18 protein-coding genes and 2 pseudogenes are annotated in these 20,487 nt (G+C 71.7%); 7 read left to right on the top strand and 13 right to left on the bottom strand.

The genetic code is table 11. The annotated features are described in order from the left end of the window. The first annotated feature begins 42 nt into the window (after positions 1 to 42). Positions 43 to 1,482, top strand: coding sequence for an NADP-dependent phosphogluconate dehydrogenase (gndA, locus tag ACWC09_RS12875; RefSeq protein ID WP_450850555.1), 1,440 nt, complete (start codon positions 43 to 45; stop codon positions 1,480 to 1,482). 123 nt (positions 1,483 to 1,605) lie between these two features. Here gndA and ACWC09_RS12870 read toward each other — a convergent pair. The 6 genes and pseudogenes from ACWC09_RS12870 to ACWC09_RS12845 form a co-directional block, all read right to left on the bottom strand. Then, positions 1,606 to 1,755, bottom strand: a pseudogene (locus ACWC09_RS12870) (LLM class F420-dependent oxidoreductase); the annotation flags it as partial. A gap of 456 nt (positions 1,756 to 2,211) precedes the next feature. After that, entirely contained in the window at positions 2,212 to 2,442 is a 231-nt protein-coding gene (locus ACWC09_RS12865) for a hypothetical protein (protein WP_450850648.1), read from the bottom strand. A 543-nt stretch (positions 2,443 to 2,985) separates the two neighbouring features. Beyond that, positions 2,986 to 3,408, bottom strand: a pseudogene (locus tag ACWC09_RS12860) (arylsulfatase); the annotation flags it as partial. A 56-nt stretch (positions 3,409 to 3,464) separates the two neighbouring features. Further along, on the bottom strand, positions 3,465 to 3,818 hold the full coding sequence (locus ACWC09_RS12855; protein ID WP_450850554.1) for a GNAT family N-acetyltransferase: 354 nt from the start codon (positions 3,816 to 3,818) through the stop codon (positions 3,465 to 3,467). Then, positions 3,815 to 4,270, bottom strand: coding sequence for an aspartate 1-decarboxylase (panD, locus tag ACWC09_RS12850; protein WP_450850553.1), 456 nt, complete (start codon positions 4,268 to 4,270; stop codon positions 3,815 to 3,817). Before panD ends, ACWC09_RS12855 begins: the two co-directional genes overlap by 4 nt. A gap of 151 nt (positions 4,271 to 4,421) precedes the next feature. After that, positions 4,422 to 4,628, bottom strand: coding sequence for a hypothetical protein (locus ACWC09_RS12845; RefSeq protein WP_450850552.1), 207 nt, complete (start codon positions 4,626 to 4,628; stop codon positions 4,422 to 4,424). Between the two features lie 190 nt (positions 4,629 to 4,818). On the opposite strand from ACWC09_RS12845, the gene ACWC09_RS12840 reads away from it, so the two are divergent. After that, positions 4,819 to 5,568 carry a DUF6585 family protein gene (locus tag ACWC09_RS12840; protein WP_450850551.1) on the top strand — a complete coding sequence of 250 codons (750 nt, stop codon included), beginning with the start codon at positions 4,819 to 4,821 and terminating at the stop codon, positions 5,566 to 5,568. A gap of 237 nt (positions 5,569 to 5,805) precedes the next feature. Here ACWC09_RS12840 and ACWC09_RS12835 read toward each other — a convergent pair whose 3' ends face one another. Then, complete coding sequence (locus ACWC09_RS12835) at positions 5,806 to 8,760, bottom strand: LuxR C-terminal-related transcriptional regulator (RefSeq protein ID WP_450850550.1); 2,955 nt, start codon at positions 8,758 to 8,760, stop codon at positions 5,806 to 5,808. Positions 8,761 to 9,067: 307 nt separating this feature from the next. Here ACWC09_RS12835 and ACWC09_RS12830 point away from each other — a divergent pair, with 307 nt between their 5' ends. Further along, positions 9,068 to 10,444, top strand: coding sequence for a right-handed parallel beta-helix repeat-containing protein (locus ACWC09_RS12830; RefSeq protein WP_450850549.1), 1,377 nt, complete (start codon positions 9,068 to 9,070; stop codon positions 10,442 to 10,444). Here ACWC09_RS12830 and ACWC09_RS12825 read toward each other — a convergent pair. After that, positions 10,335 to 10,946, bottom strand: a complete 612-nt coding sequence (locus ACWC09_RS12825; protein WP_450850548.1) for an AsnC family protein — start codon at positions 10,944 to 10,946, stop codon at positions 10,335 to 10,337. The genes ACWC09_RS12830 and ACWC09_RS12825 overlap by 110 nt on opposite strands. Positions 10,947 to 10,984: 38 nt before the next feature. On the opposite strand from ACWC09_RS12825, the gene ACWC09_RS12820 reads away from it, so the two are divergent. The 3 genes from ACWC09_RS12820 to ACWC09_RS12810 are packed head-to-tail and all read left to right on the top strand — an operon-like array spanning position 10,985 to position 13,784. Next, a complete protein-coding gene (locus tag ACWC09_RS12820; protein ID WP_450850547.1) occupies positions 10,985 to 11,119 on the top strand; it encodes a hypothetical protein in 135 nt (44 codons plus the stop codon). Then, positions 11,116 to 12,546, top strand: a complete 1,431-nt coding sequence (locus ACWC09_RS12815) for an amidase (RefSeq protein ID WP_450850546.1) — start codon at positions 11,116 to 11,118, stop codon at positions 12,544 to 12,546. The genes ACWC09_RS12820 and ACWC09_RS12815 overlap by 4 nt, the downstream gene beginning before the upstream one ends. After that, on the top strand, positions 12,543 to 13,784 hold the full coding sequence (locus ACWC09_RS12810; RefSeq protein ID WP_450850545.1) for an NAD(P)/FAD-dependent oxidoreductase: 1,242 nt from the start codon (positions 12,543 to 12,545) through the stop codon (positions 13,782 to 13,784). The genes ACWC09_RS12815 and ACWC09_RS12810 overlap by 4 nt, the downstream gene beginning before the upstream one ends. Positions 13,785 to 13,793: 9 nt before the next feature. Here ACWC09_RS12810 and ACWC09_RS12805 read toward each other — a convergent pair whose 3' ends face one another. Together ACWC09_RS12805 and ACWC09_RS12800 are read right to left on the bottom strand one after the other, a co-directional pair. Further along, positions 13,794 to 15,236, bottom strand: coding sequence for an APC family permease (locus tag ACWC09_RS12805; protein ID WP_450850544.1), 1,443 nt, complete (start codon positions 15,234 to 15,236; stop codon positions 13,794 to 13,796). 59 nt (positions 15,237 to 15,295) lie between these two features. Next, the gene (locus ACWC09_RS12800; protein ID WP_450850543.1) at positions 15,296 to 15,997 is read right to left on the bottom strand and encodes a FadR/GntR family transcriptional regulator; all 702 of its coding nucleotides are present in this window, start codon (positions 15,995 to 15,997) and stop codon (positions 15,296 to 15,298) included. Between the two features lie 154 nt (positions 15,998 to 16,151). Here ACWC09_RS12800 and ACWC09_RS12795 point away from each other — a divergent pair, with 154 nt between their 5' ends. Next, positions 16,152 to 17,567 carry an amino acid permease gene (locus tag ACWC09_RS12795; protein ID WP_450850542.1) on the top strand — a complete coding sequence of 472 codons (1,416 nt, stop codon included), beginning with the start codon at positions 16,152 to 16,154 and terminating at the stop codon, positions 17,565 to 17,567. Positions 17,568 to 17,608: 41 nt separating this feature from the next. On the opposite strand, the gene ACWC09_RS12790 is transcribed toward ACWC09_RS12795, so the two are convergent. The 3 genes from ACWC09_RS12790 to ACWC09_RS12780 form a co-directional block, all read right to left on the bottom strand. Then, positions 17,609 to 17,953 carry an ArsR/SmtB family transcription factor gene (locus ACWC09_RS12790; RefSeq protein ID WP_450850541.1) on the bottom strand — a complete coding sequence of 115 codons (345 nt, stop codon included), beginning with the start codon at positions 17,951 to 17,953 and terminating at the stop codon, positions 17,609 to 17,611. After that, positions 17,950 to 18,408, bottom strand: a complete 459-nt coding sequence (locus ACWC09_RS12785; protein WP_450850540.1) for an SRPBCC domain-containing protein — start codon at positions 18,406 to 18,408, stop codon at positions 17,950 to 17,952. The genes ACWC09_RS12790 and ACWC09_RS12785 overlap by 4 nt, the downstream gene beginning before the upstream one ends. Positions 18,409 to 18,486: 78 nt before the next feature. Continuing rightward, positions 18,487 to 20,388: an ABC transporter ATP-binding protein gene (locus tag ACWC09_RS12780; RefSeq protein ID WP_450850643.1), complete on the bottom strand. Its 1,902-nt coding sequence runs from the start codon at positions 20,386 to 20,388 to the stop codon at positions 18,487 to 18,489. Between the last annotated feature and the right edge of the window lie 99 nt (positions 20,389 to 20,487).

The raw sequence follows: 20,487 nt of genomic DNA, 5'->3' as shown, positions 1-20,487 counted from the left end.
CGACCGGCACCACCGATACCGGATCCTCAAGGAGCCAACCGAATGAGCAACACAGCCCAGATCGGCGTCACGGGACTCGCGGTCATGGGCCGCAATCTCGCCCGGAACTTCGCGCGCAACGGCTACACGGTCGCCTTGCACAACCGGACGGCGGCGCGTACGCACGCCCTGGTGGAGGAGTTCGGGGACGAGGGCGACTTCATCGCGGCGGAGACCGCCAAGGAGTTCGTGGCGGCGCTGGAGCGGCCGCGGCGGCTGGTCATCATGGTCAAGGCGGGCGGCCCGACGGACGCGGTGATCGACGAGTTCGCGCCGCTCCTGGAGCCCGGCGACATGATCATCGACGGTGGCAACGCGCACTTCGCGGACACCCGCCGCCGTGAGAAGGCGCTGCGCGAGCAGGGCATCCACTTCGTCGGCATGGGCGTCTCCGGCGGCGAGGAGGGCGCGCTGAACGGCCCGAGCATCATGCCGGGCGGCCCGAAGGAGTCGTACGACTCGCTCGGCCCGATGCTGGAGAAGATCTCGGCGAAGGCGGCCGACGGCGCGCCCTGTGTGACGCACGTCGGTCCGGACGGCGCCGGGCACTTCGTGAAGATGGTCCACAACGGCATCGAGTACGCGGACATGCAGCTGATCGGCGAGGCGTACCAGCTGCTGCGCGACGTGGCCGGTTACTCCCCCGCACAGATCGCGGAGATCTTCCGCACCTGGAACACCGGCCGCCTGGACTCCTACCTCATCGAGATCACCGCCGAGGTGCTGTCCCACGTGGACGCGGCGACGGGCAAGCCGTTCGTGGACGTGGTGGTGGACCAGGCGGAACAGAAGGGCACGGGCCGTTGGACGGTCCAGATCGCCCTCGACCTCGGCGTCCCGGTCTCGGGCATCGCGGAAGCGGTCTTCGCCCGCTCCCTCTCCGGCCACGCGGCGCTGCGCGAGGCGTCCCGGGGTCTGGCGGGCCCGAAGGCGACGCCTCTCTCCGAGACCGAGGCGGCGGCCTTCGCCGACCGTGTCGAACAGGCCCTCTACGCCTCCAAGATCGTCTCCTACACCCAGGGCTTCCACGAGATCGCGGCAGCCCGCGAGGAGTACGACTGGGACATCGACCTGGGCGCGGTCTCCGCGATCTGGCGGGGCGGCTGCATCATCCGCGCCGCGTTCCTGGACCGCATCCGGTCCGCGTACGACACCCGGGCCGACCTGCCGAGCCTTCTCTCGGACGAGACGTTCGCGCGCGAGATCGCCGACGCCCAGGACGACTGGCGCGAGGTCATCGTCGCCGCGACCCGCCAGGGCGTCCCGACCCCGGGCTTCGCCGCGGCCCTCGCCTACTACGACGCCCTGCGCGCCGAGCGGCTGCCGGCCGCCCTTACTCAGGGCCAGCGTGACTTCTTCGGTGCGCACACCTACCGGCGGACGGACCGGGACGGCTCGTTCCACACGCTGTGGGGCGGGGACCGGTCGGAGGTCACCGCCTAGGCGAGTAGCCGTACGAGGCGGCGGGCGGCCCGAGCGGTCGCCCGCCGCCCGTCTTTTCGGGGACGACGTTTCGGCGACGACGTTTCGGCGACGACGCAGGATTCGGCGGGCACAGTGGGGCTCTCAGCCGGACGCCAGTTCTCCCAGCAGCTTCCGGGCGCTGCGTCGGTCCTCCTCGCCGCCCAGGTCCGTCGCCGTGAACACCACCTCGGTCGCGCCGGCCTCGCGGTTGCGGCGGAGCTCCGCGGCGACCGTCTCCTCGTCGCGCACGACAACCTCGTTACGGCGGCTTGGCCTTGACCTCGCGCCGGGCCGGGCAGATGGGGCCTCGACCACTGTCTCCGGCCCCTCCTGCGGCCGTCTCTCACGTTCGCGGGTTCAGGTCAGGGGTGGTCCCGGCTCCGGGTTCGGTACCGGTTCCGGGCCCGGGGGGACCGGTGACGGGGAGGGGTCCGGGGGCGGGGTCGGCCTCGGGCGCGACGGTGGCTGGGGGAGCGGGGTGGGCTCCGGGGAGGGGAGTGGTTCGGGGGTGGGGACCGGGGAGGGATACGGGTCCGGGGGCTGGGGTTTCGGGGCGGGGCTGGGGCCCGGCGGTAGAGGGTCCGGGTACGGGTCGGTCATGGCGTCCTCCGGCCAGTCGGTCGACGTCGGCTCTGGACTACTCCCCCGCCTACCCGACGGCCGCTTCCCCACTCACCCGCCGGTATGACGGCAGGCGCCCAGGTGGGCCTACCCGCCGAGCGCGGCCACGGCGCCCGCCGCGAGGCCCGCGCGGGGGCTGGACAGCACCGGAACCGGCGTGGTCGTCAGCTGATGGGCCGGGGCCATGGAGCCCTGGGCGAGAACGATCACGTCGGCGTCCGCAACCGCGTCGGCGGCGACCGCCACCAGACGTGCGCAGCCTTCGTCATCACCCGCCGCGAAGCACTCCCAGGCCCCCTCGACGAGCCGCGTCCGCACCTCGACCGGCCCCCCGCCGAGAGGGCCCTCGACCTCAACAGGGAGTCCGGCGCGACGATCCTCATGCTCATCCCGGCGCCCGCCACGACGACCCTCATACCCATCCCGGCGCCCGCCACGACGAACCCCCACCCCGACCGGGAACCCACCACAACCGGCCTCCTCCACGACAGGTCGACCCCCACCAAGAGCCTCCTCCACGACCGGGCGGCCCGCACGACCGGCTTCCTCCCCGACCGGGCGGCCCGCACGACCGGCTTCCTCCCCGACCGGCCGACCGCCGAGACGAGCCTCGACCTCAGCCGGGAGTCCGGCGCGACGACCCTCATACCCATCCCGGCGCCCGCCACGACGAACCCCCACCCCGACCGGGAACCCACCACAACGGGCCTCCTCCACGACAGGTCGACCCCCACCAAGAGCCTCCTCCCCCGCCGGGCGACCCCGACCAAGAGCCTCCTCCCCCGCCGGGCGACCCCGACCAAGAGCCTCCTCCACGACCGGGCGGCCCGCACCGGCTTCCTCCCCGACCGGCCGACCGCCGAGACGAGCCTCCACCCCGACCGAACACCCGGCGCGACGCGCCTCCTCCTCGATCAAGGACACCGTCGGTTCGAGCGTGCTCTCCACCGTGGCGAGGACCATGATCCGCGAGCCGGCGGCGACGGCGGCTGCCGCCATCGGGCGGTCGCTGCGCAGCACCGGGAGCCCGGCCTCCGCACCGGCCGCCTCCACGACGCCGCCGATGGTCGAGCAGGTGCACAGCAGGGCCCGCGCGCCCTCGGCGACGGCGCGGAACAGTACGGCCCGCACCTCGTCCGCCACCGCCTCCGGCCCCTCCCGCCGGGCCCGGGCCAGCAACTCCTCGTCGACGAAGTGCCGTAGCTCCAGGCCCTGGTGGTCCTCGTCGCGCAGGGCGTCGAAGACCGGGATGTGCGCGGGCGAGGTGTGCAGGAGGGCGAGCATGCGGGGCTGGGTCTCTCTCAAAAGTGCGGTGTGCTACGGCGTTCAGGCACGTCGGCTCAGAACCGGCCAGGATGCGCCACCAGCCACTCCTTCGCCGCCCGCAGCAGCGCCGGGTCGGCCGGCGGAGCGACGTCGGGGTGGCGCTCGGCCCACTTGACGACGTACGGGCACAGCGGGGCGACGACGACGCCCTCGCGCTCGGCGACGGCGTACAACTCGCGCGCCAGCGCTCCCGCGATGCCCTTCCCCTCGTGGGCCGGCTCCACGATGGTGTGGACGGGGACCAGGGCGCGCGCGGGGGTTTCGAGGACGAAGTACTCGATGTGGCCGACGACTTCGCCGTCCGCACCGTCGCCGAAGGCCTCCAGGCGGCCTGCCGCCCGGTCGTCGCGGATCTCGATGTCGCTCATGGGCACGCTCCTGGTCCGGGCGTCGGTAGGGGGCAGACCGGTATGGCCTGCGGGCTGCGCTGCTGGTCCGAGCCCGGTACCGGCTCGGACGGGTCGGCGCCCAGGGCCACGACGCGGTTGTCGCGGTCCACGTGCACGACCCGGGGTTCGAGTACCCGGGCCTCGGCGTCGGTCACCTGAGCGTAGCTGATGATGATCACCAGGTCGCCGGGGTGGACGAGATGGGCGGCGGCCCCGTTGATCCCGATCACGCCGGACCCGCGCTCGCCCTCGATCACGTAGGTCTCCAGTCGGGAGCCGTTGGTGATGTCGACGATGTGCACGAGTTCGCCGGGCAGCAGGTCGGCGGCGTCGAGGAGGTCGCCGTCGATGGTCACCGATCCCACGTAGTGCAGGTCGGCCTGGGTGACGGTGGCACGGTGGATCTTGGACTTGAACATGGTACGAAACATGAAGCAACTCCCGATTCGTCTGCTCCCTGCCTGCTTCTGCAGGTCAAGGGCGGTCTTCGGAGGCTACCTCGTTTCGCATGCGCGGTCAGCTGTCGCCAGGCGTCTGAGGAGTCACACCGACCCGTCCTTCAGGCAGACGATCGGCGGTGGGTCACGACCGCGATGTCCGAGCCGCCGTGTCCCACAGGTACACCACATGCCCGTCGTCGTCCTCGTCGTAGTGCGCCGTGGCGAGCCGGGTGTGCCCGTCGGCGAACGGCAGGGCCGCCATCGCCACGACGAGCCCACCCTGTTTCGAGTTCTCCCGCAGGGGGCCGCCCACCTGCTCGCCGGTCACCGGGTCCCCCAGCAGCACCACGTCGTCTTCTTCGCCATCGCCCGACGCGGCCAGCAGGACGCGATCGCCCCCGACGTGACCGGTACGGTAACCGCCCCCACCGACACCGACACCGACCCGGCGGGCCGGCCACCCGCGCGCGGAAGATACGTAACCGCCTTACGTAGATCCACGGTTGTCACGTACGGACGCGGCTCGGAGGCTCGTCCTCATGACTCCACTCACCCCCGCGTCGCCCGAGGTCGCCGACCTGGCCGCCCGCCATCGGCTGGGGGCTCTCCAGGTCGTGTTCGTGCCGAAGCGCCTCCGCCGGGTGGCGTACGCCGCCCATGTCTTCAACTGCCTCATGCTCATGTCGTTGTTCCTGGTCCCCGGGTTGCTGTACTACTGGTTCGCCATGCGCCGCTTCCCCGACTTCAGCCGGAATCGGGCCGCCCAGCGACTGCACCTCTTCGAAGAGGGGCTGGTCGTGCACCCGCCGTCCGGCGGCGAGCCGGTCGCCCTGCGCTGGGACTCCCTGCGCCTCCAGCAGGAGATCGTCCAACTGGTCATCAACGGCGTGCCCGCGCCGACCAAGTACGTCTACTCGGCGAGCACCCCCGGCCAGGGGTCGGTGCGGATCACGGAGTTCTACGAGGATCCCGACGTCTGGGGTCCCCGGATGCAGGACGCGGTGCTGCGCGCCCAGGGACCGGCCGTGCTGGAGACGCTTCGCGAGGGCGGCACGGTCCCGTTCGGAGGGCTCTCGCTCTCCCGCACGGCCGTGAGCGCCCGGGGGAAGGGCAACATGCCCTGGCCCAAGGTCCGGGAGGTCCGTGCCGCGGGCGGCCTGGTCCGCATCATGACCACCGACTCGTCGGGCGCCCCCGTCCTCTGGTCCAACCATCTGGCCAAGGACATCACGAACCTGCACCTGTTCCTGGCGGTCGCCCACAGCCTGCACGAGCAGTCCGCCGCCTGACGCCGAGGGGACGGACGCCGGAGCCAGAGCGGACCGGCTCCGATCCGGCGATGGCCGGCGGCGCCTGTATGCAGGGCTTCAGGACGGTCCGCAACGACCTTCGGCTACTGGTTCGGGACGGCAACCTGGCGTGCGAGGTCCAGGTACAGAGCCTCGCACCCCTGACGGATCAACAGGTCAGCGCAGCGGACGGCCCGGGCGGGCCCGCAGGCGACGGGGTGGGATCAGAGCGACCGGTCAGACGGCCGGCCGGTGGACCACTTGGCCGAGTGCGCGCGGCAGTGCCGCCCGGGACGGGATGCCGAGCTTGCGGTAGATACGGCCCAGGTGGGTTTCGACCGTCCGGGTGCTGACGAAGAGCTGCTCCGCGATCTCCTTGGTGCGTTTGCCCTCTGCCGCCAGTTCCGCGATCTCCCGCTCTCGCTCGGTGAGAAGGACCATCGTCGCCGGGGCGCCCGCGTCCTGCGCCGTTGCGACCTCTGCACCGGTGGCGGCGTGGGAAGCCGGCAGCAGGGCCCTGACCCGTGCCGCCTCCTCACGGATCCGCTGTGCGCCACAGGCCCGAGCGGTCCTTCCCGCCGTGTCGAGCCATTCCAGCGCCTGCTGGGTGCCATGGGCCGCGTGGACCGAAGGCGCCCCGGTCACCAGGGTCCAGGCGTGTTCCACCGGCAGGCCCGCGCGGCGGAACGACTCCGCGGCCTCGTGGAACAGCCCTGCCGCCAGGTGGTGTTCTCCCTCGGCGGCGTGCAGCGCGGCCCGGGCTCTGCGCACGTGTTGCTGTTGCAGCGGCAGCCCCAACTCCTCGGCGACGGCCTCCCCCGTCCTGGCCCAGTCGCGTGCGGCGTCGATGTCCCCGCACCGCAGTGCCGCGACGGAGGCGAGGGCCAGAAGAGACGGCTGCCAGGTCCGCAGCAGCCGCCGCAGCTGCGGGCCGCCCTCCTCCACGAGGGTGCGCAGACAGCCCGCCGGGTCCCCTCCGATCAACTGGGCGTGGGCGTGCAGGCCGACCGCCACGGCTGCCCGCCAGCCCCGTTTGCGCAGGGCGAGGGAGAGTCCTTCCCCGGTGAGTTCGAGGAGTCTGTCGGTGTCCCGCCGTGGACGTGTCCACAGCAGCCCCGTCCCCCGCAGGATCATGGCGATCCCGGCGGCTTCGTCGACCCCGCTCATCCGGGCGAGCAGCTCGGCCTCCCCGGCACGGCGACAGAGCGACTCCAGACGCCCCGTCAGCTGGTCGAGATGGCACAGGGCCACCAGTTGGTTGATCCGGATGAACCTCCGGGTGGCACCCGTGGTTGCCTGAAGTCCTCGTTCCAGATGCCGGTAGGCGTCATGGAACCGCTCCTGGAACAACTCCGCACAGCCGAGCATCGCCAGGACGTCGGGCATGGTGACGGCAGCGGCGTCCGGCAGGGCGTCCACGATCCGCGCACAGTGGGTGACCTCGGTGGCGGCCTCGGGCAGCAGCCCGAGCTGGGTGTCGCCGAGGGCGCCCAGGGCCCGCAGGTAGGGCACCGCCGGGCCGGCCGCTCCGGCAGCCTCCGCCGCCTCGCGGACCACGTCACGTGCCTCGCCGTAGGCGCCCCGGAACAACTGCACTCGCCCGTATGTGGTGATCAGTTCGGCCGCCGGTGCCGGGAGCGGAACCGGCAGTGGGCGGGGGACGAGGTCCAGTGCCGTCCGGACCACGGCTTCGGCCTCCTGGTGGCGGCCCAGCAGCCGCTCCAGCTCTCCGCAGACGGCGTAGGCGCTCAGCCGCAGGTCCTCGGAGAGATCCGACTGGTGCCGGAGCAGATCATGTACCAGGGAACGGGCTTCCCGTAGGCGGCCCACGGCACTGAGGGCCCGGCAGGAGTCGAGCACCAGAACGACCCGGGCCGCGCTGATCCTGTCCCCGGCGGGCAGGTGGTCCAGCGCCAGGCGCAGCCAACGGGCAGCGACAGCCGGCGACTTGCCCATCGCCTCCGCCGCGCCCTCGACCAGAACCTGCCGGGCCCGCGCACTGCCCGCGCCCACCAGGTGCTCGGCCTGCCGGGCACGTCGGAGTGCCGACGCTCCTCGCGTGGTGAGCAGATCCAGGGCCCGTGTGTGGGCGTGCACGCGCAGGGACGGCGAAGCGTGTTCCAGGGCGACGTGGCCGAGCACCGGGTGCCGGAAGACGTAGCCGCCTCCCGAGGGCAGCGGCCGTATCAAGTCCGCTTCGACGAGTTCGGTGAACGCTCCGAGGGCTCGTTCCAGGCCGAGCTCGGAGACCGCGGCGACGTCGTCCGGCAGGAAGGGATCGCCGAGAACGGCGGCGACGTGGACCGAGAGCGCCGCGTCAGCGGTGAGGGAGTCCAGCTCGCTGACGACGGAGGCGGCCTCCCGCAGCATGCCGTCCCGGTCCGGACCGGCACTCAGCGGCCACTCGTCCGGGTCCCACCGCGCCGCGACGAGGATCCGCAGCATCCGCGGGTTGCCGCCGGAGGCGGCGTGCAACTGCTCGGCGTAGGTGCCGTCGACCACGGGTGCCGGGGAGGCGCCCCACTCGGTGTACGCATGGTCACGCGCCGAGTCGGACAAGGCGTGCCCGGAGGTGGTGTCAGTGTGAGACCCCCTGTGTCCGAGCAACGCGGATATCGCCCGGCAGTCCAGGGAGGACGCGGCCAGGCGGATGACCGAGCCGGTCTCGACGCCGTGTTCGAGCGCTTCTCTGAGTACCGGGCTGGACTGGCGCGGGCGGTGCGCCAGCGCCAGGACGAACGGGCCGGGCGGGGGTGTCCGCACAAGCTGCGCGATCAGTCTCGCGGACTGCTCGTCGCACAGATGAACGTTGTCGAGGACAAGCACGCCGCCGCGCCGCGCCGCCCAGCGCCCCAGTACGCTCCGCCCCTCGGCACCCGCGCCGCCGCCGGGCCCCTGGTCCGCTGGGGACTCCCCCACCCCCAGGGCGTCCAGCACCTCTGTGATGACCTGGCCGGGTTGCGTCGTACCGCGCGCGGCGTGGGATCGCGCCACCAGGGCCCCTGCCCCGGCTGCCCGCTCGGCGAGCAGGGCGAGCAGGGCGGTCTTGCCGATCCCCGGCTCACCAGTGACCTCCAGGACCGTCCCCCGGCCGTCGGTCAGATCCTGTACGACCGCGGAAAGACACTCGATCTGCGGGTGTCTGCCGACGAGAACGGCGCCGCTCTCGTGGGCCCGATCCTTGGGGGGCAAGTGATCCTCTCCGTTCCCATGGATGTGCACACGAGCCATGACGCCCTCTGTTGTCGATTCGGATATTAGGCCATCACATGGGCCGACTTGTCGCCTGAACGGTGATCTGCGGGAGGGCCGGGACCGGGTCGGCGGCACGCACCCCGGCCCGGGTCGTACGTCGGGGGCCGTCCCGGATCGTGCCCCTAACTCCCTTCGCAGGGGGCTCACACGCATCGCACAGCAGGGTCACAACGGCGAGCCGGAGGGTGGGGGACACGGCCGCCGTAGGCGGCCCGTGAGCTGCGCGCATCCGCCGGAGGAACCGATGAACAGCCGTACGACCACCCGCCACCTGTCGAGATCCGTCCTCGCGGCCACCGCCCTTGTCGCCTCCCTCGTGCTCGTCGGCTGCGGCTCCTCCGCGAGCACCACCGCCTCGACCTCGACCTCGGCCTCCGCCCAGGCGGGCGGCCCCGGCGGCACACCGCCGTCCGGGGCGCCGGGCGGGTCGGGCGGTCAGGGCGGGCCGGGTGCCTCGACGCAGCAGTACACGGCGACCGGCACATACACGCTGAAGAGCGGCACGGTCTCGAAGTCCGGGGCGTCGTACACCTCGTCCACCAAGGACAGGTCCGCGGTCCTGGTCACCAAGAGCGGCAGGCTGACGCTGACCGACGCGAAGGTGACCACGTCCGGCACCACGTCGTCGTCGGACGAGAGCAGCTTCTACGGCCTGAACGCGGGCGTGCTCGCCGAGAACGGCGGCGACATCGTCCTCGACGGCGGCACCGTGAGCACCACGGGCAAGGGCGCCAACGGCGTCTTCGCGTACGGCTCCGGCTCCTCCGTGACGCTCACGGGCACGAAGATCAAGGCCACCGGCCGGTACGCGCACGCCGTGATGGCCTCCGGCGGCGGCAAGCTGACGCTGAAGAACGTCACGGCCGACACCACAGGAGCCAACTCGGCGACCATCGCCACCGACCGCGGCAGCGGCACGGTCGACGTCACCGGCGGGACGTTCACCACGAGCGGGCAGGACGCCCCCGGCGTCTACTCCACCGGCAAGATCACGGTGACCAAGGCGACGGTCACGGCGACCGGCGCGGAGGGCGCGGTCGTCGAGGGCGCCAACTCGGTGGTCTTCAAGGACAGTACGGTGACCGGCGGCAAGAACGGCGTGATGCTGCATCAGAGCGGCTCCGGCGACGCCCTCGTCGGCACCGCCGTGTTCACCATGGACGGTGGCTCCCTCACCGCGAAGGGCGGCGACCTGTTCTACGTCACGAACACCACCGCCACCATCACCCTCAAGGGCGGCGCCGAGGTCAAGGAGAGCAACGGCAAGCTCCTCGACGTGACCACGAAGAGCAAGGCGATCCTCAAGGCGTACGGCGAGAAGCTCTCCGGCAGCGTGCTCACGGACAGCACCAGTTCGGCCTCGGTGGTGCTGAAGCAGGGCAGCACGCTGAAGGGCGCGATCAACAAGGCGGCGCTCACGCTCGACTCCAACAGCAGCTGGACGGTCACCGCCGACTCGACCCTGACGAGCCTGACCGGCGCGGAGATCTCCGGCTCGAAGATCACCAACATCACCGGTAACGGCCACACCGTCTACTACGACAAGTCCCTCGCCGCCAACAAGGCGCTCGGCGGCAAGACGTACACCCTGGCGGGCGGGGGCAAGCTGGTCGCCAAGTAGGGGAGTTCGGGGGCGTCAGCCGCGTGGCCGGGGCGCCGGCATGCCTCCCCGCTTCAGTGTGCCGAGGACCAACGACACATCCACCGACGCCGTTTCGTCCGACCAGGGCGAGCGGGTCACGAAGTCGTGGAGTGCCGCCTCGTCCGGGAAGGCGGTGAGGACGAGCAACTGCCGTTCGCCGGTGACGTAGCTGACGTACCGGACGTGGGTTGGACTCGACGAGGCCGGCCGTCACCGCCGCGACGGCGGCCGGGGCGGCCCGCACCCACAGCACCGGCTCGATCACGGCCCGGATGCGGACGCGTCCCTCTCGGCGCAGGGCGCCGAGCCGACGCCGGGCGGTGGCCTCGGAGACGCCGGATACGCGGGCGAGTTCGTCGTAGGTGCAGCGCCCGTCCTCGGCCAGGACGTGCACCAACAGCCGGTCGGACCGGGAGAGTTCGGGCGGGCCGTCGAGCGGCTCGGGGGCGTTCGCCGGAGTGCCGTCGCCGAGTGCGGCCATCTCCGCCTCGGTGAGCAGGCCTGTCCGGGGCGCTGCTGGTGCTGCTGAACCGGCGGACCGTCGAGCCGCCGTACCGCAACAAGACCGTGTCCAACGTGCTGCTGGCGGGCTCCTTCGTGGTGTTCGGGGTGCTCGCCGTCGTCCAACTCAAGGAAACCCTGGGAGGGTTGTGAACCCCGCCGACCTGTGCTTCAGCACCGCCACCGAGCTCGCCGCCGCGCTGCGGCGCCGTGAGGTCTCCGCCCGTGAGGTGGTCGGGGCTCATCTCGAACAGATCGAGCGCGTCAATCCGTCGGTGAACGCGATCGTCACCCTTGTCGCCGACCGGGCGCTGGAGCAGGCGGCCGAGGCGGACGAGCGGCTGGCGTCGGGGGAGGAGGTCGGGCCGCTGCACGGGCTGCCCGTCGCGCACAAGGACCTCCACGACACGGCCGGCATCCGCACGACGTACGGTTCCCCCGTCTTCGCCGACCACGTCCCCCACCGGGACCATCTGGTCGTCGAGCGCCTCCGGCGGGCGGGGGCGATCACCATCGGCAAGACCAACGTGCCCGAACTCGGCATGGGTTCGCACACCGTCAACCCGGTCTTCGGCGCCACCCGCAACCCCTACGACCTCTCCCGCAGCGCGGGCGGCAGCAGCGGCGGCGCGGGGGCGGCCCTGGCCTGCGGGATGCAGCCGATCGCCGACGGCATCGACACCGGGGGCTCGCTGCGCAACCCTGCGTCCTTCAACAACGTGGTGGGGTTGCGGCCTTCGCCCGGACGAGTCCCGTCATGGCCCGACAAGGCGCCGTGGGGACAGCTCTCGGTGAAGGGACCGATGGCCCGGACGGTCACCGACGTCGCCCTCGCCCTCTCCGTGCTGGCGGGCCCCGATCCGCGCAGCCCGCTGGCCCTGGAGACCCCGGGGTCGGCCTTCGCCGGGGGTCTCGACAGCGATGTGCGGGGTCTGCGGGTGGCCTGGTCGCCCGACCTGGGCGGGACCGTGCCCGTCGAGGCAGAGGTCCGTGACGTGGTGCGGGGCGCGGCGGAGGTGTTCGCCGGACTGGGCTGTGAGGTGGAGGAGGCCTGCCCCGATCTGGCCGGTGCCGACGAGGCGTTCCTCGTCCAGCGGGCCTGGCAGATGGAGCTCGCCGTCGGGTCGCTGCTGGACCTGTACCGCGACCGTATGTCCGCCGACGTGATCTGGAACATCGAGGAGGGCCGCAAGCTCACCGGCCCGGACCTGGGCTGCGCCCAGCTGCTCCAGGCCAGGCTCTTCCGTCGGGTGCGGGAGTTCTTCGAGCGGTACGACCTCCTGCTGCTGCCGGTGAGCCAGGTCGCGCCCTTCGACATCGGGCTGTCGTATCCGCCCTGGGTCGACGGCACTCCTATGGAGACGTATCTGGACTGGATGCGCTCGGCCTCCCTGGTCACGATGACCGGCTGCCCGGCGCTGTCCGTCCCGGCCGGCTTCACCCCGGCCGGACTGCCGGTCGGGCTCCAGGTGGTCGGGCCGCACCGGCAGGACGGGGCCGTGCTGCGGGCCGGGTACGCCTTCGAACAGGCCACGCTCTTCGGGGAGCGCAGGCCCCTCGTGGAAGGGAGTCGGTCATGAGCCCGAGCAGCGCGGTCGTCGTCGGCGCGGGGATGGCGGGGCTGGCGACGGCCTGGTTCCTGCAGGAGGCGGGAGTCGAGGTCACGGTGGTCGACCGGAGGGGCGTGGCGGCGGGGGCGTCCTGGGGCAACGCGGGCTGGCTCTCCCCGGCCTTGACGGTCCCGCTGCCCGAACCAGCCGCCCTCAAGCTGGGGATGCGCACGTTCCTCTCCCCCGCCTCCCCGCTCTACATCCCCCCACGCGCCGACCTCCGGCTGGCCCGCTTCCTGCTGGCGTTCACCCGCAACTGCACCCACCGGCAGTGGCAGGTGGCCATGGCGGCACTCGCCACGCTGAACCGCCGTGCGCTCGCCGCCTACGACGACCTGGCGCGGGGCGGGATCACCGAGCCGACGCGCACGGGCGACCCGCACCTGATCGCCTTCACCTCGGCGGCCGGCCGATCCGGGGTCGTGGCGGAGCTGGAAGCGGTGCGGGCAGCGGGCCAGGACGTCGCCTACGACCTGCTCACCGGCGCCGAGGCACGCGAGCGGGAGCCGGCCCTCTCGGCGCGCGTCGAGGCCGCCGTGCACCTGCACGGCCAGCGTCGTCTGAACCCCGGGGCGTATGCCGCCGCGCTCGCCGACGCGGTGCGGGACCGGGGCGGGAAGTTCGTCACCGGAGCGGACATCCGACGGATACAGGACCTGGGCACCGGGGTCGCCGCGCTCGCCGCCGACGGTACGACCGTGCGGGCGGACGTGGCCGTCCTGGCCTCGGGGGCCTGGCTCGACCGTCTCGCCGCGCCCTTCGGTGTCCGCACGCCGGTCCAGTCGGGCCGCGGCTACAGCTTCAGCCTGCCTCCGGACGGGCTGCCCGCCCGACCCACGTACTTCGCCGAACAGCGCGTGGTCTGCACACCGCTCGGGGACCGGGTGCGGGTGGCGGGGATGATGGAGTTCACCGCGCCCGACCGGCCCGCCGATCCCCGCCGCGTCGAGGCGATCGTCAACGCGGCCCGTACGCTCCTCCCCGCGGCCGACTTCGCCCGCCGCACCGACGAGTGGGCGGGCCCCCGCCCCTGCACCGCGGACGGCCTGCCCCTGGTCGGCCCGACCCGCTCGCCGCGCGTGCACGTCTGCGGCGGCCACGGCATGTGGGGCATCGCCCTGGGCCCGGTGACCGGCAAGCTCCTGGCGGAGTCGATCGTCACCGGCCGCCCGGCGCCCGAACTGACCGCACTGCACCCGCTGCGCTGAGCGCCCGGCTCACTCCGCGTCGGCGACGACCGACCCGACCCGCTCGGCCAGGCCGGGGTCGCGGCGGACCAGGAGGGTCGCGTAGCCGACGGAGAGCAGCAGGGCGGCGAGTGCGGCGACGGGGAACCAGCTGTACGGCGCCGGCTGGCCCGGCTTGGCCAGGTAGTACAGCGGCACCAGGATGGCCAGGGCACCGAGGGCCGGCAGCACCAGGTGACGAACCGCGCGGAACTCCTGCGGGCGATAGCGGCGGTAGTAGAACGGCAGGGCGATGTTGGACGCGAGGTAGACCAGCAGGATCAGGATGGCGCCGAGGCTGGAGGACTCGGTGAAGAAGACCACCGGGTTCATCGGGCCGCCGTTCGGGCCGAGCAGGTGCCCGAGACCCCAGCCGCCGATGATCAGCAGGGAGATCGCGGCGAAGGTGACGATCGCGTTGACCGGCGTACGGCGGGTGGGGTGGACGTAGCCGAAGAAGGACGGGAGCAGTCCCTCGCGTCCGGCGTTGAACACCAGCCGCGCCTGGGAGTTGATGCCGGCGATCAGCACGCCGAGGGTGGAGGTCAGGCCTCCGATGTAGGCGAGGAAGGCCAGCGCGCCGAGGGTGTCGTGGGCGACGTCGATGAACGGGATGCGGGCCTCGCCGAGGCGGGCGACGTCGTAGTCGAAGCCGGTGACGGTGGCGTAGGAGAAGAGGATGTAGCTGACGGTCATGATGGCGAGGGAGAAGAAGACCGCGCGGCCGACGTTGCGCCGGGGGTTCTCCGTCTCCTCGGCGAGGGCGGCCGAGTTCTCCCAGCCGATGAAGAGGTAGACGGCGAGCGGGAAGCCCGCGGCGAGGCCCTTGAGGCCGTCGTGGATGTGGTCGGGCCGGAAGGGGGCGGCGGAGAGGTTGCCGCGGTGTTCCACGAGCGCCGCGACCGAGACCACGACGAGGACCAGCATCTCGACGCCGAAGAAGTAGCCGGCCCACTTGGTGGAGACGACCACACCGCGCAGCATCAGGACGACCGACAACCCGGTCAGCAGCAGGGTCCAGATGATCCACGGCAGGTCGACGCCGGTGTAGTGGTGCAGGGTGATCTGGACGAAGCCGCCGGAGATCGCGATGACGGCGGCCATCCCGATGATGTAGCCGAGGCCGGCCAGCAAGGCGGTGGTCACCGCGCTGACCGGGCCGAAGGTCTTGCCGACGAAGGTGATGAAGCTGCCGGCCGAGGGGTGCGCCCGGGAGAACTGGGCGAGCGTGTTGCCCAGCAGCGCGACCGCGACGCCCGCGGCGAGGATGGTCAGCGGGGAGGCGACGCCCGCGGTGGTGGCCAGGAAGGCGAAGCCGAAGAAGAAGCTCATGGCCGGGCCGACGTTGGCCATGGTGGCGGCGGCGATGTCCGCCATGCCGAGGACGCCGCCGCGCAGCCGCTGGGGCGTGCCGACGACTTCGGGGTCAGGCATGACGACGGCTCCTTCTGCTGGGCGGCGGCGCGAAAGCGACGGTCGGATGCGACCGGGTGTCAGCTCGGGCGGGCATGCGGATGTGCTTTCACCGCCTCGATGGCCGGGGCCAGCGCGCCGCGGCCGAGTTCGGCGAGCAGTTCGGCGTGGCAGCGGTTGCGGGCCCGTACGACCTCGGGGGCCGGGGCGGGCTGGACCAGGCAGAGCCTGCCCAGGAGGTCGGCGGCGAGTTCGCGTATGCCCTCGCCCCCCAGGGTTTCGGCGAGGTCCAGGTGGAAGCGGGTCTCCAGCATGAGCAGCCGGGTCGGATCGTCGGTCAGGTCCAGCTCGTCGACCAGCGCCTGGAGCGCGGCGAGCCGCTCAGGCTCCACCTCGCCCGCGCCCTGAGCCACCAGACCGCACTCGAGCAGCAGGTGGAAGGCCTCCAGCGAGGCCGCCTCGTCCGCGTCGTGCAGCAACGGTACGACCGTCTCCCAGCCCTGGGCGACGAAGGTGCCGCCGGCCCGGCCGCGTCGGCGATCGAGCAGGCCGTCCTGGCACATGCCCTCCAGCGCGCGGCGCACAGTGATCTCGCCTATACCCAGCTCTTCGGCCAGCACTCCGGCGTCCGGCAGCCGCTCCTCCGGGGGCAGGGACGTCAGCCGCACCTGGAGGGCGATCCGTGAGCGGACGAGTTCCGATCCGCTCTGGCCTCTGACCGCCGCCGACCGCGACGGACCCTGCTGGTTGTAGGGCCCGAACTTGCCCGCTGTGTTCACCACGACGTCACCTTAAACGGGCCGTTCCGCGTCAAACGGGCTGTTCCGCGTTGCACGCAAAATAGAGCACGATGAACAATTAAACAAGTCTTGTTCTTTTGGATCGTACTGAACTAATTTCCGGGTCACCGTCCCCACTCCCCTGATGGATGTCGCGATGACCTCAACGATCACCAAGAGTCCGCCCACCGAGCCGGGCCTCAAGCCCGGCCTGAAGAACCGCCACCTGTCGATGATCGCCATCGGCGGCGTCATCGGCGCCGGCCTGTTCGTCGGCTCCGGTTCCGGCATCGCCGCCGCCGGCCCCGGCATCCTCGTCTCCTACGCGCTCGTCGGCGTCCTCGTCGTCCTGGTGATGCGGATGCTGGGCGAGATGGCCGCGGCGAACCCCACCTCCGGCTCGTTCTCCGCGTACGCGGACCGGGCGCTCGGCCGCTGGGCCGGCTTCACCATCGGCTGGTTGTACTGGTTCTTCTGGGTCGTGGTGCTCGCGGTCGAGGCGACCGCCGGCGCGAAGATCCTGGCCGGATGGATACCGGCGGTCCCGCAGTGGGGCTGGGCCCTCATCGTCATGGTGGTGCTGACCGCCTCCAACCTCGTCTCGGTGAGCTCCTACGGCGAGTTCGAGTTCTGGTTCGCGGGTATCAAGGTCGTCGCCATCGCCGCGTTCATCGTGCTGGGCGGCCTCGCGATCTTCGGTCTGCTGCCCGGCTCGGACCACCCGGCGAGCGGCTTCTCGAACCTCACCGCACATGGCGGCTTCCTCCCGAACGGCCCCGGCGCGATCCTCACGGGCGTGCTGATGGTGGTCTTCTCCTTCATGGGCAGCGAGATCGTCACGCTCGCGGCCGGTGAGTCGGAGGACCCGCGGGGTGCGGTCACCAAGGCCACCAACAGCGTGATCTGGCGGATCGCCGTCTTCTACCTGGGCTCGATCCTGATCGTGGTGTCGCTGCTGCGCTGGGACGACCCGGCGATCCTCAAGGACGGCTCCTACGTCGCCGCCCTGGAGTCGATCGGCATCCCGCACGCCGCGCAGATCATGAACGCGATCGTGCTGACCTCGGTGCTGTCCTGTCTCAACTCGGGCCTGTACACCGCCTCCCGCATGGCCTTCTCGCTCGGCGGGCGCAGCGACGCCCCGGCCGCCTTCGGGCGGACCACGGGTAGCGGTGTGCCGCGCACGGCCATCCTGGCCTCGGTGGTCTTCGGCTTCGTCGCGGTCGCCTTCAACTACCTGTGGCCGGACACCGTCTTCCAGTTCCTGCTCAACTCCTCCGGTGCGATCGCCCTGTTCGTCTGGCTGGTGATCTGCTTCTCCCAGCTGCGGATGCGCAAGATCATCCAGCGTGAGACGCCGGAGAAGCTCGTCGTGAAGATGTGGCTCTACCCCTACCTGACCTGGGCGACCATCGCCCTGATCACCTTCGTGCTGGGCTACATGCTCACCGACACGGCCGACGGCGGCGGGCGCGACCAGGTGGTCCTGTCGACGCTCGTGGCGCTGGCCGTGGTGGCCTTCGCGGTGGTGCGCGAGCGGGTGGGCCGGAAGAAGGACGCCCTGGTCTCGTAGCAGACCCTGGCACGGTGAGGCGGGCGGCGACGACGCCCGCCTCACCGCGTTGTCTCGCTCTCCGCCAGCTCCTTGATGAGTCGCAGGCGGCTCTCCCACCGGGCAGCGAGGTCGTCCATCCACCGCGTGGCCTGCCTGAGCGGCCGCAGGTCGGCCTCGTAGCGGACCTCCCGCCCGGCCCGGTGCGCCCGGACCAGTCCCGCGCGGTCCAGGACGGCCAGATGCTTCGCCACCGCCTGCCGGGTGACGGGCAGCCCGGCCGCCAGGGACGTCGAGGTCGCGCCGCCGTCGCGAGCCAGTGCGGCGAGGATCTCCCGGCGGATCGGATCGGCCACGGCCACCAGGACGTCGTCCGGGGCCGGAGCGGTGTCGGCGGTGCGGGTCATGCCTGGGTCTGCTCGCATTCCGCACGCAACTGGTCGAGCTTGCCGGGCCAGTTGCCGCTGTTGGCCCGGTGGCGTACGGCCGCCTCGTCGCCGGGCAGGCCCAGGCGCGCGAAACCGCTCTCGACCATGGTCAGCCGGGTGCCCGCCGAGGACTCGTCCTCGGTCAGGGTGAACTCGACCAGGGTGGCGTTGCTGTCGTCCGGCTCTTCGCCCGCGGCGCTCTGGGACCACCGCCAGGAGAGCCGGCGCGGCGGCTCGACCGTCTCAAGGCGGGCCGGGATGACGCCGTGCACACCGTGGTCGAAGACGAGGAGGCCGCCCGGGCGCGGGTCGATCTTGACCGGCTCACCGTTGCCGAACCAGCGCCCCAGGAAGGCCGGTTCGGTGAGCACCGTCCAGACGCGCTCCACGGAGGCGTCGATCAGGATGCTGCGTTCGATCGTGTCGGGAACCATGGCGACCTCGTCTCGTCGGGATGCGCTACCTACAGGTTGCACATCCACTACCCGAATACGCAACCACCTGGTTGCACATCAGGCCACCGCCTCCCCGGCCGCCGCGATCTCCGTCACCTCCGGCGCCCGCTCCTCGAACTGCGTCCGGTACAGCTCCGCGTAGCGTCCCCCCGCCGCGAGCAGCTCCTCGTGCGTGCCCCGCTCGACCACCAGCCCGTCCTCGATCACGAGGATCAGATCCGCCGCCCGGACCGTGGAGAGCCGGTGTGCGATCACCACCGCGGTCCGTCCCTCCAGGGCCTCGGCGAGTGCCTCCTGCACGGCGGCCTCGGACGTGTTGTCGAGGTGAGCCGTGGCCTCGTCGAGAATGACGACGCGCTGACGGGCCAGCAGCAGGCGGGCGATGGTCATGCGCTGGCGTTCGCCGCCGGAGAGGCGATAGCCGCGCTCCCCCACGACCGTCTCGAGGCCGTCGGGCAGGGAGCGGACCAGGTCGTCGAGGCGGGAGCGGCGCAGGGCGTCCCAGAGTTCGGGCTCGGTCGCCTCGGGGCGGGCGAGGAGGAGGTTGGCACGGACCGTGTCGTGGAAGAGGTGCCCGTCCTGGGTGACCATGCCGAGGGTCGCGCGCAGGGAGCCGGCGCTCAGATCGCGGACATCGACGCCGCCGATGCGTACGGCACCCTCGTCGACGTCGTAGAGACGAGGGAGCAGCCCGGCGATCGTCGACTTGCCGGCACCGGACGAGCCGACGAGCGCGACGGTCTGTCCGGGCTCGGCACGGAAGGTGATGCCGTGCAGGACCTCGGCGCCGCCCCGCGTGTCCAGGGACGCGACCTCCTCCAGGGAGGCCAGGGAGACCTTGTCGGCGGACGGGTAGGCGAAGCGGACGTCGTCGAACTCGACGGCGACCGGCCCCTCGGGGACGGACCGCGCGTCCGGCTTCTCCTCGATCAGCGGCTTGAGGTCGAGCACCTCGAAGACGCGCTCGAAGCTGACCAGGGCGCTCATCACCTCGACACGGGCGCCGGCGAGCGCGGTGAGCGGGGCGTACATACGGGTCAGGAGAAGGGCCAGGGACACGACGGCACCCGGCTCCAGGCTGCCGCGCAGGGCGAACCAGCCGCCGAGGCCGTAGACGAGGGCGAGGGCGAGGGAGGAGACGAGGGTCAGCGCGGTGATGAACACCGACTGGGCCGTGGCCGTCCGTACACCGATCTCCGCGACCCGGCGGGCGCGCATCGCGAACTCCTCCGACTCCTCCTCCGGGCGCCCGAAGAGCTTCACGAGGGTGGCGCCGGGTGCCGAGAAGCGTTCGGTCATACGGGTGCCCATGGCGGCGTTGAGCGTGGCCGCCTCGCGCTGCATGCGGGCCATCCGGCTGCCCATGCGCCGAGCCGGTACGACGAACACCGGGAGCAGGACCAGCGCGAGCAGGGTGATCTGCCAGGACAGCGTGAACATGACCGCGAGGGTGAGCACCAGGGTGACCAGGTTGCTGACCACTCCGGACAGGGTGTTGCTGAAGGCACGCTGGGCGCCGATGACGTCGTTGTTGAGCCGGGAGACCAGTGCGCCCGTACGTGTCCGTGTGAAGAACGCGACCGGCATCCGCTGCACATGATCGAACACAGCCGTGCGCAGATCGAGGATGAGCCCCTCCCCGAGCGACGACGAGAGCCTCCGCCCGAGGATCCCGAGCGTCGCCTCCGCGACCGCGATCAGCGCGATGAGCAGGGCCAGACGTACGACGGTGCCCTGGTCGCCGCCCGACACGATCGCGTCGACGACATGCCCGGCGAGCAGGGGGGTCGCGACCGCGAGCAACGCGGTCACCACCCCGAGGAGCACGAACTGTGCGATACGGGCGCGGTGCGGGCGGGCGAACGCGGCAATTCGGCGCAACGTGGCACGCGCCACAGGGCGGCGCTCCTGCTGGGCGGTCATGACACTGTGCAGCTGTGTCCACGCTGTGGTTTCCATGCTCATGGGAGAGAACGTAGAACCTCGAGCGTTGTCGAGGTCAATACTCCCGCCATTCCGTCCCCTCCCCCGAAGGACCCCATGGCCCTGCCTCCCCCG

This window comes from Streptomyces sp. NPDC001617, assembly GCF_053596855.1.
This window is presented reverse-complemented; position numbering and strand designations above follow the sequence as displayed.